The following is a 16415-nucleotide window of genomic DNA, read 5'->3' on the forward strand; positions in this document are numbered from 1 at the left end:
CCGACAAACGCACTGGCACAGTGCTGCTTGTCCGATGTGCGTATGTGTTTGTCGTCTGGTTGAACGTGCTGGACGACTATTTATTGCTCATTTGGGCAGATGTCTGGTTGAAAATCCTGATAGCGGTGATCGAATTTTCCGAAACCGCCGCAACCTCTTTAGTCGCGATCACCCACAAAGCGGGCGCCCTATACCGCAGCGCCGGCTTCGCGGCTAAAGCCGCCCCTACAACAACGACAAAGGCCACCCGAAGGTGGCCTTTGTGCGCGTGGGGGGTACTACGTGTTGCTTACTTCTTGACTTCCCAACCAGTCAGCTCGGCCAGGGCCTTGCCGATGTCAGCCAGGGAACGCACGGTTTTCACACCAGCGTCCTGCAGAGCAGCGAACTTCTCGTCCGCAGTGCCCTTGCCACCGGAGATGATGGCGCCAGCGTGGCCCATGCGCTTGCCCGCAGGTGCGGTAACACCGGCGATGTAAGACACGACAGGCTTGGTCACGTTGGCCTTGATGTAGGCCGCGGCTTCTTCTTCAGCGGAACCACCGATCTCACCGATCATGACGATCGCTTCGGTCTTCGGGTCTTCCTGGAACAGCTTCAGGATGTCGATGAAGTTGGAGCCCGGGATCGGGTCACCGCCGATGCCGACGCAGGTCGACTGGCCGAAGCCGGCGTCGGTGGTCTGCTTGACAGCTTCGTAGGTCAGGGTGCCGGAACGCGAAACGATACCGACTTTGCCTGGCAGGTGGATGTGACCCGGCATGATGCCGATCTTGCACTCGCCCGGCGTGATCACGCCTGGGCAGTTCGGGCCGATGAGCGTTACGCCCAGCTCGTCGCACTTGACCTTGGCATCCAGCATGTCGAGGGTAGGGATACCCTCGGTGATGCAGACGATCAGCTTGATGCCACCGAAGGCGGCTTCCAGGATCGAGTCCTTGCAGAAAGGAGCCGGTACGTAGATCACCGACGCGTCAGCGCCAGTGGCTTCGACGGCTTCTTTCACGGTGTTGAACACCGGCAGACCCAGGTGGGTGGTGCCACCCTTGCCTGGGGTGACGCCGCCGACCATCTTGGTGCCGTAGGCGATGGCTTGTTCGGAGTGGAAAGTACCCTGCGAGCCGGTGAAGCCCTGGCAGATGACTTTGGTGTCTTTATTGATCAGGACGCTCATTACTTGCCCTCCGCAGCTTTGACAACTTGTTGAGCAGCGTCGGTCAGGCTGGTTGCCGCAATGATGTTCAAACCGCTTTCTGCCAGTACTTTAGCGCCCAGTTCGGCGTTGTTGCCTTCGAGGCGAACGACGACCGGAACCTTGACGCCGACTTCTTTCACCGCACCGATGATGCCTTCGGCGATCATGTCGCAGCGAACGATGCCGCCGAAGATGTTGACCAGAACGGCCGCGACATTGCTGTCGGACAGAATGATCTTGAATGCTTCGGTAACGCGCTCTTTGGTAGCGCCGCCGCCCACGTCGAGGAAGTTGGCTGGCTTGCCGCCGTGCAGGTTGACGATGTCCATGGTACCCATGGCCAGGCCGGCACCGTTGACCATGCAGCCGATGTTGCCTTCCAGCGCCACGTAGTTCAGTTCGAACTTGGCAGCGTGGGCTTCACGAGCGTCGTCCTGCGACGGGTCGTGGAAGGTCTTCAGCTTCGGTTGACGGTACATGGCGTTGGCGTCGATGTTGATCTTGGCATCGAGGCAGTGCAGGTCGCCGTCGGCCTTGATCACCAGCGGGTTCACTTCCAGCAGGGCCAGATCGTGATCCTTGAACAGCTTGGCCAGGCCTACGAAGATCTTGGCGAACTGTTGCACTTGCTTGCCTTCCAGGCCCAGCTGGAACGCCAGTTCACGACCCTGGAACGGCTGAGCGCCGACCAGCGGATCGATGGTGGCCTTGAGGATCTTCTCAGGCGTTTCGTGAGCGACTTTCTCGATGTCCACGCCACCTTCGGTGGAAGCCATGAACACGATACGGCGGCTCGAACGATCGACTACAGCGCCCAGGTACAGCTCTTTGGCGATGTCAGTGCAGGATTCGACCAGAATCTTGGAGACGGGTTGACCGTTGGCATCGGTCTGGTAGGTGACCAGATTCTTGCCCAACCACTGTGCAGCGAACGCCTTGGCGTCTTCCTTGCTGCGAACCAGCTTTACGCCGCCCGCTTTACCGCGACCACCGGCGTGGACCTGGGCTTTGACGACCCACTCCGAACCGCCGATCTTGTCGCAGGCTTCTGCCGCTTGCTCAGGGGTATCGACTGCGAAACCCTTGGAAACTGGCAGGCCGTATTCAGCGAACAGCTGCTTACCCTGATACTCGTGAAGATTCATGCTTTTTACCGTCTTCGTTAGGTACTGCGCTTCGGCGCTGCGCCATTACTGGCGCCGCACCACCTGTGACCGTTGACCCCGGGTTTTCCCATGTGATCCGGTCCGGCGGACGTTCCGCGGTGAGTCTTGCACGCAAGACCCACGACGGGCAGACCGCCGTGGTTTCTTATAATTAACGCTTCTTACGGTTGGCGACGTGAATGGCACCGCCATTCACCGCCAGCGCTGCTTCATGCAGCGCTTCGGACAGGGTCGGATGGCTGAAGACCATCATGCCCAGGTCCTCGGCACTGGTGCCGAATTCCATTGCGATCGCGCCCTGCTGCACCAGCTCGGCGGCCGATGGGCCGATCACGTGCACGCCCAGTACGCGGTCGGTCTTCGCGTCGGCAATGACCTTGACGAAACCACCGGTGTCGTTGGCCGCCATCGCACGGCCGCTGGCCGCGAACGGGAAGGTGCCCACGTTAACCTCAACGCCTTCGGCTTTCAACGCCTGTTCGGTCTTGCCGACCCACGCGATTTCCGGGTGGGTGTAGATGACCGAAGGGATCAGGTCGTAGTTCATCTGGGCTTTGTGGCCCTTGATGCGCTCGACGACCATGATGCCCTCTTCCGAGGCCTTGTGCGCCAGCATCATGCCGCGCACCACGTCACCGATGGCGTAGACGCCCGGTACGCTGGTGGCGCAGTGATCGTCGACGAAGATGTAGCCGCGCTCGTCGATGGTCACGCCACTGTCGGCGGCCAGCAAGTCGGTGGTCACCGGACGGCGGCCGACCGCGACGATCAGCTTGTCGAAGGTGATCTTCTGCTCGCCTTCGGCGTTGGTGTAGGTGACTTCGACTTCATTGCCGTTGACTTTCGAGCCGGTGACGCGAGCGCCCAGCTTGATGTCCAGACCCTGCTTGGTCAGGGTTTTCTGGGCTTCTTTCGACACAGCGGTGTCGGCGGCCATCAGGAAGGTGTCCAGGGCTTCCAGGACGGTGACTTCGGCACCCAGGCGAGCCCAGACCGAACCCAGCTCCAGGCCGATCACGCCAGCGCCGATGACGCCCAGGCGTTTTGGTACCGATTGGAATTCCAGGGCGCCGGTGGAGTCGACGATGACGTTCTGGTCGACCGGAGCCGGTGGGATGTCGATCGGACGCGAGCCGGAGGCCAGGATCACGTTCTCGGCTTCGATGATTTCGGTGGTGCCGTCAGCCTTGGTGACTTCGACCTTCTTGCCAGCCAGCAGCTTGCCGTGGCCCTGGATCGAAGTGACGCCGTTGGCCTTGAACAGGGTGGCGACGCCACCAGTCAGGTTCTTGACGATACCAGCCTTGCGGCCAACCATCGCGGCAACGTCCATCTTCACTTCGCCAGTGGAGATACCGTGCACGTTGAAGCTCTCTTTGGCTTCCTTGTACTTCCAGGAGCTGTCCAGCAGAGCCTTGGAAGGAATGCAACCCACGTTCAGGCAGGTACCGCCCAGGGCCAGCTTGCCCTCGGCGTCGGTGTATTTCTCGATGCAGGCGGTGCTGAAGCCGAGCTGTGCGGCCTTGATCGCGGCCACGTAGCCGCCAGGACCTGCACCAATCACTACCACGTCGAATTTCTGGGTCATAAACGATTCCTTTTTAGCTTCAAGCTACGAGCGGCAAGCCGCCAGGCGCACGCGCTTCGGGAGAAGCGCGGCGCCTGCGGCTTGCGCTGCGATTTAGATGTCCAGCAGCAGGCGAGACGGATCTTCCAGCAGGTTCTTGATGGTCACCAGGAAGGTTACCGCTTCCTTGCCGTCGATCAAGCGGTGGTCGTAGGACAGCGCCAGGTACATCATCGGGCGAATCACCACTTGGCCGTTGATGGCCATCGGGCGCTGGATGATGTTGTGCATGCCCAGGATCGCGGCCTGCGGCGGGTTGACGATCGGGGTCGACATCATCGAGCCGAAGGTACCACCGTTGGTGATGGTGAAGGTACCGCCAGTCATCTCTTCGATGGCCAGTTTGCCGTCACGCGCTTTCTTGCCGAAGGTGGCGATGCCGTTCTCGATTTCAGCGAGCGACATCGACTCGGCGTTGCGCAGTACCGGTACCACCAGGCCACGGTCGCTGGAGACAGCGACGCCGACGTCAGCGAAACCGTGGTAGACGATGTCGTTGCCGTCGATCGAGGCATTGACCGCCGGGAAGCGTTTCAGCGCTTCGGTGGCTGCCTTGACGAAGAACGACATGAAGCCCAGGCGCACGCCGTTGTGGGTCTTCTCGAACAGGTCCTTGTACTTCGAACGCAGGGCCATGACTTCGGTCATGTCGACTTCGTTGAAGGTGGTCAGCATGGCCATGTTCGACTGTGCTTCGACCAGGCGCTCGGCGATCTTGGCGCGCAGGCGGGTCATCGGTACGCGCTTCTCGGTGCGGTCGCCAGCGGCAACGACAACCGGGGCGGCAGCGGCAGCGGCAGGCTTGGCGGCCGGAGCAGGTGCCGACTTCTTGTTGGCGACTGCAGCGACGACGTCTTCCTTGGTGATGCGACCGCCTTTGCCGGTGCCGGCAACGGTAGCCAGGTCGATGCCGTTCTCTTCAGCCAGCTTGCGCGCGGCTGGGGCGGCGACCGGGTCATCTTCGCCAGCGTCGGCGGCAGCGGCAGCCGGAGCAGCAGCGGCCGGAGCGGCAGCCGGAGCAGCGGCGGCAGCGCCACCTTCAACGATCGAGCCCAGGACTTCGTCGGACAGGACGGTGTCGCCCTCGCCCTTGACGATGGCGCCCAGCACGCCGTCGGCGGTGGCCAGGACTTCCAGGACGACCTTGTCGGTCTCGATGTCGACGATCAGCTCGTCACGCTTGACGGCGTCGCCCGGCTGCTTGTGCCAGGTGGCAACGGTGCCATCGGCAACCGATTCCGGGAAGGTTGGGGCTTTGATCTCGATAGCCATTATCTGTGTTTCCTTAAATTCGGTTTCAGGTGCGCGAAAGCGTTAGACAGTGAACGCGTCTTGCAGCAGTTTTTCCTGCTGCTCGGCGTGCTTCGATGCGTAACCACAAGCTGGCGCGGCGGAAGCGTCGCGGCCGGCGTATTCCAGGACCAGCGCCTTGTTGTGGCGGCCCAGGATACGGCGCATGTGGTGCTGGCTGCTGTACCAGGCACCCTGGTTCATCGGCTCTTCCTGACACCAGACCGCATGCTTGAGGTTGGTGTACGGCGCGAGGATTTCGACCAGGTCGTCCTCAGGGAACGGATACAGCTGCTCGATACGCACGATGGCGATGTCTTCGCGGCCTTCGGCACGGCGTTTTTCCAGCAGGTCGTAGTAGACCTTGCCGCTGGCCAGCACCAGGCGTTCGACCTTGGCCGGATCGAGGGTGTCGATTTCCGGGATCACGGTCTGGAACGAGCCTTCGGCCAGGTCTTCCAAGGTCGAGATGGCCAGCTTGTGGCGCAGCAGCGACTTGGGGGTCAGTACGATCAGCGGCTTGCGCAGCGGGCGAATGACCTGACGACGCAGCAGGTGGTAGATCTGTGCCGGGGTGGTCGGTACGCAAACCTGGATGTTGTGCTCGGCGCACAGCTGCAGGTAGCGCTCCAGACGCGCGGACGAGTGCTCAGGGCCCTGGCCTTCGTAGCCGTGCGGCAGCAGCATGGTCAGACCGCACAGGCGGCCCCACTTGTGCTCGCCACTGGTGATGAACTGGTCGATCACCACTTGCGCACCGTTGGCGAAGTCGCCGAACTGGGCTTCCCAGATCACCAGCGCGTTCGGCGTGGTGGTCGAGTAACCGTATTCGAAGGCCAGCACGGCTTCTTCCGAGAGGAAGGAGTCATACAGCTCGAACTTCGGCTGGCCCGGGAACAGGTTCTGCAGCGGGATGTAGGTGCTGGCGTCCTTCTGGTTGTGCAGCACCGCGTGACGGTGCGAGAAGGTGCCGCGGCCGATGTCCTGGCCGGTCATGCGGATCGGGTGACCTTCGAACTGCAGAGTGGCGTAGGCCATGGTCTCCGCGTAACCCCAGTTGATCGGCAAGCCACCGGCCTGCATCTTCTGGCGATCTTCGTAGATCTTCGCCACCTGGCGCTGGACGACGAAGCCTTCCGGCAGTTCCAGCAGCTTGGCCGACAGGTCCTGAAGCGTCTTGAGGTCGAAGCGGGTGTCGTGGCGCGCGGTCCAGGCATGGCCCAGGTATGGACGCCAGTCGACGAACAGCTCGCGGTTGGGCTCCTTGACCAGGCTCTTCACTACGTGCAGGCCGTTGTCCAGGGCGTTGCGGTACTCGTCGATCTTGGCCTGGGCGCGCTCGGCATCGATGCGTCCAGCCTGGATCAGCGCGTCGGCATACAGCTCACGGGTGGTGCGCTGCTTGCTGATCTGCTGGTACATCAGCGGCTGGGTGCCGTTGGGTTCGTCGGCCTCGTTGTGGCCGCGACGACGGTAGCAGACCAGGTCGATGACCACGTCACGCTTGAACTGCATGCGGTAGTCGACGGCCAGTTGGGTGACGAACAGCACCGCTTCCGGATCGTCGCCGTTCACGTGCAGGATCGGCGCCTGGATCATCTTGGCAACGTCGGTGGCGTACTCAGTGGAGCGCGAGTCCAGCGGGTTGCTGATGGTGAAACCGACCTGGTTGTTGATCACGATGTGCACGGTACCGCCGGTCTTGAAACCGCGGGTCTGCGACATCTGGAAGGTTTCCATGACCACGCCCTGGCCGGCGAATGCAGCATCACCGTGGATCGAGATCGGCAGGACCTTGTCACCCACGGTGTCGTTGCGGCGATCCTGACGGGCGCGAACCGAGCCTTCCACCACTGGCGAGACGATTTCCAGGTGGGAAGGGTTGAACGCCATGGCCAGGTGAACTTCGCCACCGGGGGTCATCACGTTGGAGGAGAAGCCCTGGTGATACTTCACGTCACCGGAGCCCAGCTCGTTCATCTTCTTGCCTTCGAACTCGTCGAACAGCTCGCGCGGGTTCTTGCCGAAGGTGTTGACGAGCACGTTCAGGCGGCCGCGGTGGGCCATGCCGATCACGACTTCCTTGGTGCCGTAGCTGCCGGAGCGCTGGATCATTTCGTCCAGCATCGGGATCAGGCTTTCACCACCCTCCAGGCCGAAACGCTTGGTGCCTGGGTACTTGGTGCCCAGGTACTTCTCCAGGCCCTCACCGGCGGTGACGCGCTCGAGCAGGTGGGTCTGCACGTCGGCGGAGAACTCCGGACGACCACGCACGCTTTCCAGACGCTGCTGGAACCAGCTGCGCTGCTCGGAATCGACGATGTGGGTGAACTCGGCGCCTATGGTGCGACAATATGTCTTCTGCAGCGCTTCGAAGATTTCGCGTAGGCTCGCTTCCTCTTTGCCGATGAACAGGTCGCCGGCACGGAATGTTGTATCAAGGTCGGCATTGGTCAAGCCGTAGTGATTGATCGACAGGTCTACGGGCGCAGGGCGCTGCCACAACCCCAACGGGTCGAGCTTGGCAGCCTGATGGCCGCGCATACGATAGGCCTGGATCAGTCGCAGCACTTCAACCTGCTTCTTCTCGTGTTCACTGCTCACGCTCCCGGCGGAAACCGGTTGGGCGCGGCGCTGGTTCTTTGCCAGCAGTACGAAATGGTCGCGGATCGTCGAGTGCGATACATCGGTAGCGGTGCTGCCGTCGGCGGGCAACTTCTGGAAGTAAGTGCGCCACTCTTCTGGCACAGCGTTAGGGTCGTGCAGGTAGAGCTCATAAAGCTCTTCCACATATGCAGCGTTACCACCTGAAAGGTGGGCGCTATCCCACATGCGCTGCATCACGCTTTCTTGCATGCTTGGTCACCCTCGGTTAGGGGACTGATCGGCGAGAGCCACAGCAAACCTGGAAAAGTCCGAACACAGCGACTGAACCACGCCACCTGGATCCTGCTGATTTTCCGGGTACCAGCCCGGAAGCCCCTGCTGGTCTCATATCTTCATAGGTAATGAGCGCGGGCTTTTTGGGCCCTTGCTCGGGTTTACCGCAGTGCGGGCTCGGCGCCCGCACCTCGGTTTACTGCCGGTACAACGTTTGAATCAGGTGCCGCTTTGCAGCAGCATGTTACGTACGTGGCCGATTGCCTTGGTCGGGTTCAGACCCTTCGGGCAGACGTTCACGCAGTTCATGATCCCGCGGCAGCGGAATACGCTGAACGGGTCATCCAGGGACGCCAGGCGCTCCTGGGTCTTGGTGTCACGGCTGTCGGCCAGGAAACGATAGGCCTGCAGCAGGGCGGCGGGGCCCAGGAACTTGTCCGGGTTCCACCAGAACGATGGGCAGGAGGTCGAGCAGCAGGCGCACAGGATGCACTCGTACAGACCGTCCAGCTTGTCGCGATCTTCCGGCGACTGCAGACGCTCGATGGCCGGGGCCGGAGTGTCGTTCTGCAGGAACGGCTTCACCTTCTCGTACTGCTTGTAGAAGATGCTCATATCGACGACCAGGTCACGGATAACCGGCAGACCTGGCAGCGGGCGCAGGATCAACTTGTTACCTTTTACGACGGCAGACAGCGGCGTGATGCACGCCAGGCCGTTCTTGCCGTTGATGTTCATGCCGTCGGAACCGCACACGCCTTCACGGCAGGAGCGACGGTACGAGAAGCCCTCGTCCTGCTCCTTGATCAGCGCCAGCACGTCCAGGACCATCAGATCCTTGCCGCCCGTGTCGACCTGGAAGGTCTGCATCTTGGGGGCCGAATCGGTGTCCGGGTTGTAACGATAAACTTCGACTTGCAACATAGCGGCCACCCTCAGTAAGTCCGGACTTTTGGTTCGAAGGCAGGAACTGTCTTCGGCGCAAAGTTGACGCCACGCTTGGCGACGCGCTTCTCACCCGGGTAGTACAGGGTGTGGCACAGCCAGTTCTCGTCGTCACGGTCTTCGAAGTCTTCACGGGCGTGTGCGCCGCGGGACTCTTTACGGGCTTCAGCGGCAATCGCGGTCGCTTCGGCGACTTCCAGCAGGTTCTGCAGCTCCAGCGCTTCGATACGCGCGGTGTTGAAGGCCTGGGATTTGTCGTTGATCTTGACGTTGGCGATGCGATCACGCAGGCCGGCCAGCTGCTCGATGCCCTTCTGCATGTATTCGCCGGTACGGAATACACCGAAGTAGTTCTGCATGCAGCTCTGCAGCTCGCGCTTGAGACTGGCGACGTCTTCGCCGGTGGTGCGCTCGTTGAGCTTGTTCAGGCGGTTCAGGGCCACTTCGACGTCGGTGTCGCTGGCGTCACGGTACTCGACACCATCGCTCAGCGCCTTCTCCAGGTGCAGGCCAGCGGCACGACCGAAGACCACCAGGTCGAGCAGCGAGTTGCCGCCCAGGCGGTTGGCACCGTGGACCGATACGCACGCCACTTCACCTACGGCGAACAGACCAGGGATGATGTGGTCGTTGCCTTCGGCATCCATGGTGATGGCCTGGCCATGAATGTTGGTGGCAACGCCGCCCATCATGTAGTGGCAGGTCGGGATGACCGGCACCGGCGCGACCACCGGGTCGACGTGGGCGAAGGTCTTCGACAGCTCGCAGATACCTGGCAGGCGGCTGTGCAGCACTTCCTCGCCCAGGTGGTCCAGCTTCAGCAGTACGTGGTCCTTGTTCGGGCCCACGCCGTTGCCGGCGATGATCTCTTTGACCATGGAACGCGCAACTACGTCGCGGCCAGCCAGGTCTTTCGCGTTCGGAGCATAACGCTCCATGAAGCGCTCGCCGTGGGCGTTGATCAGGTAGCCACCCTCACCGCGGCAGCCTTCGGTAACCAGCACACCGGCGCCGGCGATACCGGTCGGGTGGAACTGCCACATCTCGATGTCCTGCACCGGCACGCCGGCACGCAGGGCCATGCCGACACCGTCGCCGGTGTTGATCAGGGCGTTGGTGGTGGAGGCGTAGATACGACCGGCACCGCCAGTGGCCAGCACGGTGGCCTTGGACTTGATGTACATGGTTTCGCCGGTTTCGATGCAGATCGCGATCACACCGACGAAGGCGCCGTCCTGGTTCTTCACCAGGTCAACGGCGTAGTACTCGTTGAGGAAGGTGGTACCCGCTTTCAGGTTGCCCTGGTAGAGGGTGTGCAGCAGCGCGTGACCGGTACGGTCGGAAGCTGCGCAGGTACGGGCGGCCTGGCCACCTTTACCGAAGTCCTTGGACTGGCCACCGAACGGACGCTGGTAGATACGACCGGTTTCGGTACGCGAGAACGGCAGCCCCATGTGGTCCAGCTCGAAAACTGCGGCCGGGCCTTCCTGACACATGTACTCGATCGCGTCCTGGTCACCGATGTAGTCGGAGCCCTTGACGGTGTCGTACATGTGCCAGCGCCAGTCATCGTTCGGGTCGGCCGAAGCGATGGCGCAGGTGATACCGCCCTGGGCGGAAACGGTGTGCGAACGGGTCGGGAACACCTTGGTGACTACCGCGGTCTTGTGGCCGCCTTGAGCCAGCTGCAGCGCTGCGCGCATGCCTGCCCCGCCGCCACCGATGATGATGGCGTCGAAGGAAATCGTTGGAATGTTAGCCATGAATCAGATACCCCAGAGAATCTGCACACCCCAGACGAAGTAAGCGAACATCGCTACGCCGCATACCGCCTGGAACAGGAAACGAATCGCAGTCGCCGACTTGCCGAACGACATCGGCGTCAGGTAGTCGGTGGCAATGGTCCACATGCCGACCCAGGCGTGGGCGCCCAGGGCAACGAGGGCCAGCAGACTGAAGATACGCATCGCGTTGTTGGAGAACAGACCGTGCCACTGGGCGTAGTCGATGCCCGGGTGCGCGGCGAGGTAGCCGATCAGGAAGATGAAATAAGCCGCGAGAACGACCGCAGAGACGCGCTGCGCCATCCAGTCGTAGAGGCCCGAACGCGAGAGGTTCGTGACGTTAGTTACCATACCCAAACTCCTGCCAGAACGATCAGCACCACGGAGATGACGATCACGATTTTCGAGCCCAGCTTGCCGCCTTCCAGCGTCTCACCGATGCCCATGTCCATGATCAGGTGGCGCACACCTGCCACGAGGTGATACAGCAGGCCGGACAGCAGGCCCCAGGTCACCAGTTTGGCCAGCGGACTGGTCAGACACGCCTTCACCTCGGCAAAGCCTTCCTCGCTACCCAGCGACTTGCCCAATGCGTACAGCATGATGGCAAGGCCGAGGAACAGGATGACGCCGGAGATACGGTGAAGAATGGACGTGTACGCGGTGATCGGGAGTTTGATGGTCCTTAGGTCTAGGTTTACAGGTCGTTGGCTTTTCACGGCTTTTTTCACACTGAAGAGCCCCTAGCTAACAGGGCAAAGTTGTTGGTAAGTGTACTGGTCAGGTACCCACCACCCAGGAGAGCGACGACACCCAGCAGGACGGGCTTGAAAGCCCCTGGGAGTCGGCTGCCGAGTATAGACAGTTAGGCTGCTTATGACAACGTGAGGGGCTCGCCCAAATAGCGCATTGCCTTTAATGAACAAAAGGCGTAAATGGGCGGGAATTTCGCGAAAAACCAGGCTCCAGAGGGCGTTTCAACCAGCCTTTAGGCAAATTGACATTCGAATTTATCCCTCTATAGTGGTGCGGGCCCTGCGTGGGGGGTCTGTCTGATGATTTCAAGCATTAATAGGAGGCCACATGGCTGACAAAAAAGCGCAGTTGGTCATCGAGGGCAATGCCCCCGTCGAGCTGCCCATTTTAACCGGCACCGTTGGTCCCGATGTTATCGACGTCCGCGGGTTGGGGGCATCCGGCCACTTCACCTTCGACCCCGGTTTCATGGCGACCGCCTCGTGCGAGTCGAAGATCACCTACATCGACGGTGACAAGGGCATCCTGCTGCATCGCGGCTACCCCATCGAGCAACTGGCTGAACAATCGGACTACCTCGAAACCTGCTACCTGCTGCTGAACGGCGAGCTTCCCAACGCCGAACAGAAAGCCCAGTTCGTCAGCACCGTGAAGAACCACACCATGGTTCACGAGCAGCTGAAATCGTTCTTCAACGGCTTCCGCCGCGACGCCCACCCGATGGCGGTGATGTGCGGCGTGGTAGGCGCCCTGTCGGCGTTCTATCACGACTCGCTGGACATCAATAACGCGCAGCACCGCGAAATCTCCGCCGTGCGCCTGGTCGCGAAAATGCCGACCCTGGCGGCGATGGTCTACAAGTACTCCATGGGCCAGCCCATGATGTACCCGCGCAACGACCTGTCGTACGCGGAAAACTTCCTGCACATGATGTTCAACACCCCGTGCGAGATCAAACCGATCAGCCCGGTACTGGCCAAGGCGATGGATCGGATCTTCATCCTCCACGCCGACCACGAGCAGAACGCCTCCACCTCCACCGTGCGCCTGGCAGGCTCGTCGGGTGCCAACCCGTTCGCCTGTATCGCCGCCGGCATCGCCGCGCTGTGGGGCCCGGCCCACGGCGGTGCGAACGAAGCTGTACTGACCATGCTCGATGAAATTGGCGATGTCTCGAACATCGACAAGTACATCGCCAAGGCCAAGGACAAGAACGACCCGTTCAAGCTCATGGGCTTCGGCCACCGCGTCTACAAGAACCGCGACCCGCGCGCCACCGTGATGAAGCAGACCTGCGACGAAGTGCTGGGCGAGCTGGGCATCAAGAACGACCCGCAGCTCGAACTGGCCATGCGCCTGGAAGAGATCGCCCTCACCGATCCGTACTTCATCGAGCGCTCGCTCTATCCAAACGTCGACTTCTACTCGGGCATCATCCTGAAAGCCATCGGCATCCCGACCAGCATGTTCACCGTGATCTTCGCCCTGGCACGTACCGTAGGCTGGATCTCGCACTGGAAAGAGATGCTCTCCGGCCCGTACAAGATTGGCCGTCCGCGCCAGCTGTACACCGGTTACGAGCAGCGCGACATCGTCGAGCTGAAGGACCGCAAGTAAGCGTCAGTCGCTGAAACGCAAAAGCCCCGGCAGAGATGCCGGGGCTTTTTCATTGCACCCTGTAGGAGCCGGCCTTGCTGGCGAACCAAGCGACGCGGTGAATGGCACCCGCCATGCCGGTGTTCGCCGGCAAGGCCGGCCCCTAGAGGCTTGGCACGAGCCGCTGGACCGTCACGGCTTCTCGGCTTTCTCGCGCAGCCCCTTGAGGGTATTGAACGGCGCATCCACCACGAACTTGTTGGCCACCATCGCCGGCACGCTCCCCCCGGCTCGGTATGCACCTGGTAGATCACCTCCGTGCTGTCACCCTTGGGCACCAGCTTCCAGAAGCCCTGCACCTGAGCCACCCGCACGAAACCATCGGCCTCGGGCAGGTACTTTGGCTGTTCCTCAAGCTTGCGCGTCAGGCTGCCGTCAGCCTCCTGAACGGTGGTCACGCGCAGGATCGAGTCACGCGGCGTCACCGGCCATGGCGTGTTGAACTGGGTGTAGGTCCAGCTCTGGTCACCTTCCTGCTTGAGCAGCTTCTGCGACTTGCACTCGTGAATCCAGGCACAAGCCCCCGCCACATCTTCCTGCAACGCCCTGACCTTGGCCAACGGCGCCTTGATCACGGTCACGCCGCGATAGGCCTTGTACTTGGAGCCCTGCACTTCGCTCAGCGAAACCTTGATGCCCTCCTCGTCCTTGGCCACCTGCCAGTCTTCGGCCCAGGCCGTCGGAGCTAGCAGGACACCCATGCCACACAGCAGTGCGATACGCTTGATCGATCTCATCATCTTGTTCCTTGTTGTCGAAGATCCAACCTGTCACGCCGCCGTCATCTGCTCCAGCCACCCGATGATGCGGATGGCGTCGTCACGATCATTGCCACAGATATCCACTTCCGCCTTGAAGCCACCACACACCTTGGGCCGCTCGAGCCTGCCGAACAGCTCGCACAGGTTCTCGACATTCAAGTGCAGGCAGCGCTCCCCCGCCGGCTTGCCTTCTGGCATACCGGGGATCGGCGAACTGATGGACGGGGCGATGCAGCAGGCACCACAGCCCTCGCGACATTTCATGACAACAGGACTCCCAGGAGCAGAACGGGACGAACGTCCCTGGATACTAACCGCTCAAACATACGTTTGAAATTGCCGAACGGATGAATTCACCCGTGACCCGGCAGTCAGTTGCGAAATTCGAAATCGATTGCGGCACCTTCCACGTCATGGCGCGCATCGTTGCGAAGCTGCAATTGCATTTCGTTGCTGATCAACCGGCCGTTGAGTTGGAACGGGCTGTCGTCGGACTCGGGCCTGGCCGGGAACATGGACGGCAGCAATGCCTTGCGCGGCGGCGGTACATCGCCGACATCCGGCTTGAGGTGCCGAACCATGTCGGCCGGCAGGCTCAGGTCCAGCTTGGGTGCAGCAAGAGGTTTGGCGACTGCCCTGCTGACTGGCTTCGCCTTCGCTTTTGGCTTGGGCTTGGGCTTCGCGGCAGGCTTTGCCGGCTTGGCGACCTTGCCCGTTGCAGCCTGCGCCTTGGCCGCAGGCTCCGCAGCCTGGGCCGCCCCTACTGACAACCAGGACACTGCACAGCACAGGATGAGGGCAAACGGTCGAAGCGCTTTCATAGATATCGGGAACAGGCTGTAAAAGCGCGTATGCTCCCCGTTCCACGCGCGCCTGACAAGCCTACAAAAGTGAGACCGTCGATTCCCTGCACAATTGACTGGCCAGCAGCCCCAGCGCAACCACCGCGCGCTCGGCCTCTTTGTTCCACGGGAAGCCGCAGTTAAGACGAATACAGTGGTTGAACTGCTCGGTGTTGCTGAAGATCAGGCCCGGCGCAATGCTGATACCTTGCTCCAGCGCTCGAACATGCAGCTCTTGCGTATTGACCCGTCCAGGCAGACTCACCCAGAGAATGAAACCACCTGTTGGTCGAGTCATTTGCGTACCTTCCGGGAAGTGCTGCTGCACAGCCAACTGGTAAGCGCTGAGGTTCTTGCGGTACTCCTGACGAATAAAACGCAGGTGGCGATCATAGCCGCCGTTCTCCAGATACGCCGCCACGCCCATCTGGGTCACGCTGCAGGCCGAATGCGTAGTGAAGGTCTGCAAGCGCTGAATTTCATCCTGGTATCGCCCAGCAATCATCCAGCCAACCCGCACACCCGGTGAAAGGGTCTTGGAAAAACTCGAACAGTAGATCACACGGTCCAGGCGATCGAACGCCTTGAGCGCCTTGGTGCGCCCCTGCTCGAACATCAACTCACCGTAGATGTCATCCTCGACGATCTGGATATCGAAGTCCGAGGCCAGGCGCAGCAGTTGCTTCTGACGTTCCTCAGGAATGGTGCCACCCAGCGGGTTGCTGAGGCGTGCGGTCAGGACCAATGCCTTGATCGACCATTGGTTGGCCGCCAGTTGCAAAGCTTCGAGGCTGATACCCGTGGAAGGGTCACTAGGGATCTCGATTACCTTCAATCCGAGCAGATCAGCAAGCTGCAACAGCCCATAGTAGGTCGGTGATTCTGCGGCGATCAGATCACCTGGTCGGGTCAGTACTCGCAACGACATCTGCAAGGCATCGACACAACCGTGAGTCACCACGACTTCACGCGGATCGACCAACACACCAGCGTCGCGCATGCGGATGGCAATTTGCCGTCGCAGTGGCTCGAAACCTGGGCTGAACATGTAGCTGAAAGCACGCGGGCTATGGAACCGGGTGACTTTGGCCAGTTGCTGGTGCAAGGCGCGCACCGGCAGGTAGTCCACATGGGGAACCGCGGCACCGAAGGGGAACACGCCATCGCGACGCGCCTCGACCAGAACCTGCTGGATGATGCTGGCCCGCGTGACCAACCCAGGGCGCTCGACCCGAGCGATGTCCGGAGTCTGGGCGGTCAAAGCCGGGGTCTGGTGCACGTAGTAGCCCGACTGCGGCCGCGCCCGGATAAGGCCCTGGTCCTCGAGGTTGGCATAGGCCTGCAGCACGGTGGCATGGCTTACATTGAGCTGTGCGCTCATCTTGCGCACCGAGGGTACACGCTCGCCGGGCTGATAGACACCACGACGGATATCATCGGCCAGTTGCTGGGCAATGCGCTGGTACAGCAGCAGGTTGGTCATGGCGTGTTCTCGAAGCGCGGACGGGATCGT

Annotated in this window: 13 protein-coding genes and 1 pseudogene; 1 reads left to right on the forward strand and 13 read right to left on the reverse strand. The window is 61.3% G+C overall.

Annotated elements, in window-relative coordinates; all coding sequences use genetic code 11:
* Window positions 1-289 precede the first annotated feature (289 nt).
* From sucD to sdhC, 9 genes are all read right to left on the reverse strand, one after another.
* Entirely contained in the window at window positions 290-1174 is an 885-nt protein-coding gene (gene sucD, locus IM733_RS10545; RefSeq protein ID WP_004376004.1) for a succinate--CoA ligase subunit alpha, read from the reverse strand.
* On the reverse strand, window positions 1174-2340 hold the full coding sequence (gene sucC, locus IM733_RS10550) for an ADP-forming succinate--CoA ligase subunit beta (protein ID WP_011534748.1): 1167 nt from the start codon (window positions 2338-2340) through the stop codon (window positions 1174-1176). Before sucC ends, sucD begins: the two co-directional genes overlap by 1 nt.
* 172 nt (window positions 2341-2512) lie before the next feature.
* Complete coding sequence (gene lpdA / locus IM733_RS10555; RefSeq protein WP_011534749.1) at window positions 2513-3949, reverse strand: dihydrolipoyl dehydrogenase; 1437 nt, start codon at window positions 3947-3949, stop codon at window positions 2513-2515.
* Window positions 3950-4042: 93 nt separating this feature from the next.
* Window positions 4043-5260 carry a 2-oxoglutarate dehydrogenase complex dihydrolipoyllysine-residue succinyltransferase gene (gene odhB / locus IM733_RS10560; RefSeq protein WP_011534750.1) on the reverse strand — a complete coding sequence of 406 codons (1218 nt, stop codon included), beginning with the start codon at window positions 5258-5260 and terminating at the stop codon, window positions 4043-4045.
* A 42-nt stretch (window positions 5261-5302) separates the two neighbouring features.
* Window positions 5303-8134 carry a 2-oxoglutarate dehydrogenase E1 component gene (locus tag IM733_RS10565; protein ID WP_213657599.1) on the reverse strand — a complete coding sequence of 944 codons (2832 nt, stop codon included), beginning with the start codon at window positions 8132-8134 and terminating at the stop codon, window positions 5303-5305.
* A 243-nt stretch (window positions 8135-8377) separates the two neighbouring features.
* On the reverse strand, window positions 8378-9082 hold the full coding sequence (locus IM733_RS10570) for a succinate dehydrogenase iron-sulfur subunit (RefSeq protein WP_011534752.1): 705 nt from the start codon (window positions 9080-9082) through the stop codon (window positions 8378-8380).
* An 11-nt stretch (window positions 9083-9093) separates the two neighbouring features.
* The gene (gene sdhA, locus IM733_RS10575) at window positions 9094-10866 is read right to left on the reverse strand and encodes a succinate dehydrogenase flavoprotein subunit (RefSeq protein WP_011534753.1); all 1773 of its coding nucleotides are present in this window, start codon (window positions 10864-10866) and stop codon (window positions 9094-9096) included.
* Window positions 10867-10869: 3 nt separating this feature from the next.
* Window positions 10870-11238: a succinate dehydrogenase, hydrophobic membrane anchor protein gene (gene sdhD / locus IM733_RS10580; RefSeq protein WP_011534754.1), complete on the reverse strand. Its 369-nt coding sequence runs from the start codon at window positions 11236-11238 to the stop codon at window positions 10870-10872.
* Entirely contained in the window at window positions 11232-11618 is a 387-nt protein-coding gene (gene sdhC, locus IM733_RS10585; protein WP_011534755.1) for a succinate dehydrogenase, cytochrome b556 subunit, read from the reverse strand. The genes sdhD and sdhC overlap by 7 nt, the downstream gene beginning before the upstream one ends.
* Window positions 11619-11970: 352 nt before the next feature.
* Between sdhC and gltA the strand changes: the two genes are divergently transcribed.
* Window positions 11971-13260: a citrate synthase gene (gene gltA / locus IM733_RS10590; protein WP_240065197.1), complete on the forward strand. Its 1290-nt coding sequence runs from the start codon at window positions 11971-11973 to the stop codon at window positions 13258-13260.
* Window positions 13261-13431: 171 nt separating this feature from the next.
* On the opposite strand, the pseudogene IM733_RS10595 reads toward gltA, so the two are convergent.
* The 4 genes and pseudogenes from IM733_RS10595 to IM733_RS10610 all read right to left on the reverse strand — a co-directional run bounded on the left by IM733_RS10595 (window position 13432) and on the right by IM733_RS10610 (window position 16385).
* A pseudogene (locus IM733_RS10595) lies at window positions 13432-14036 on the reverse strand (START domain-containing protein).
* 33 nt (window positions 14037-14069) lie between these two features.
* Window positions 14070-14324 carry a YkgJ family cysteine cluster protein gene (locus IM733_RS10600; protein ID WP_248920799.1) on the reverse strand — a complete coding sequence of 85 codons (255 nt, stop codon included), beginning with the start codon at window positions 14322-14324 and terminating at the stop codon, window positions 14070-14072.
* A gap of 107 nt (window positions 14325-14431) precedes the next feature.
* Entirely contained in the window at window positions 14432-14881 is a 450-nt protein-coding gene (locus IM733_RS10605) for a hypothetical protein (protein ID WP_248920800.1), read from the reverse strand.
* Between the two features lie 61 nt (window positions 14882-14942).
* Complete coding sequence (locus IM733_RS10610; protein ID WP_248920801.1) at window positions 14943-16385, reverse strand: PLP-dependent aminotransferase family protein; 1443 nt, start codon at window positions 16383-16385, stop codon at window positions 14943-14945.
* Window positions 16386-16415: the final 30 nt, after the last annotated feature.

It is taken from the genome of Pseudomonas entomophila (genome assembly GCF_023277925.1).
GTDB lineage: Bacteria > Pseudomonadota > Gammaproteobacteria > Pseudomonadales > Pseudomonadaceae > Aquipseudomonas > Aquipseudomonas entomophila_D.

Coding starts and splice junctions, on each gene's coding strand:
- sucD (WP_004376004.1), bottom strand. CDS start 1,174: ATGAGCGTCCTGATCAATAAAGACACCAAAGTCATCTGCCAGGGCTTC.
- sucC (WP_011534748.1), bottom strand. CDS start 2,340: ATGAATCTTCACGAGTATCAGGGTAAGCAGCTGTTCGCTGAATACGGC.
- lpdA (WP_011534749.1), bottom strand. CDS start 3,949: ATGACCCAGAAATTCGACGTGGTAGTGATTGGTGCAGGTCCTGGCGGC.
- odhB (WP_011534750.1), bottom strand. CDS start 5,260: ATGGCTATCGAGATCAAAGCCCCAACCTTCCCGGAATCGGTTGCCGAT.
- IM733_RS10565 (WP_213657599.1), bottom strand. CDS start 8,134: ATGCAAGAAAGCGTGATGCAGCGCATGTGGGATAGCGCCCACCTTTCA.
- IM733_RS10570 (WP_011534752.1), bottom strand. CDS start 9,082: ATGTTGCAAGTCGAAGTTTATCGTTACAACCCGGACACCGATTCGGCC.
- sdhA (WP_011534753.1), bottom strand. CDS start 10,866: ATGGCTAACATTCCAACGATTTCCTTCGACGCCATCATCATCGGTGGC.
- sdhD (WP_011534754.1), bottom strand. CDS start 11,238: ATGGTAACTAACGTCACGAACCTCTCGCGTTCGGGCCTCTACGACTGG.
- gltA (WP_240065197.1), top strand. CDS start 11,971: ATGGCTGACAAAAAAGCGCAGTTGGTCATCGAGGGCAATGCCCCCGTC.
- IM733_RS10600 (WP_248920799.1), bottom strand. CDS start 14,324: ATGAAATGTCGCGAGGGCTGTGGTGCCTGCTGCATCGCCCCGTCCATC.
- IM733_RS10605 (WP_248920800.1), bottom strand. CDS start 14,881: ATGAAAGCGCTTCGACCGTTTGCCCTCATCCTGTGCTGTGCAGTGTCC.
- IM733_RS10610 (WP_248920801.1), bottom strand. CDS start 16,385: ATGACCAACCTGCTGCTGTACCAGCGCATTGCCCAGCAACTGGCCGAT.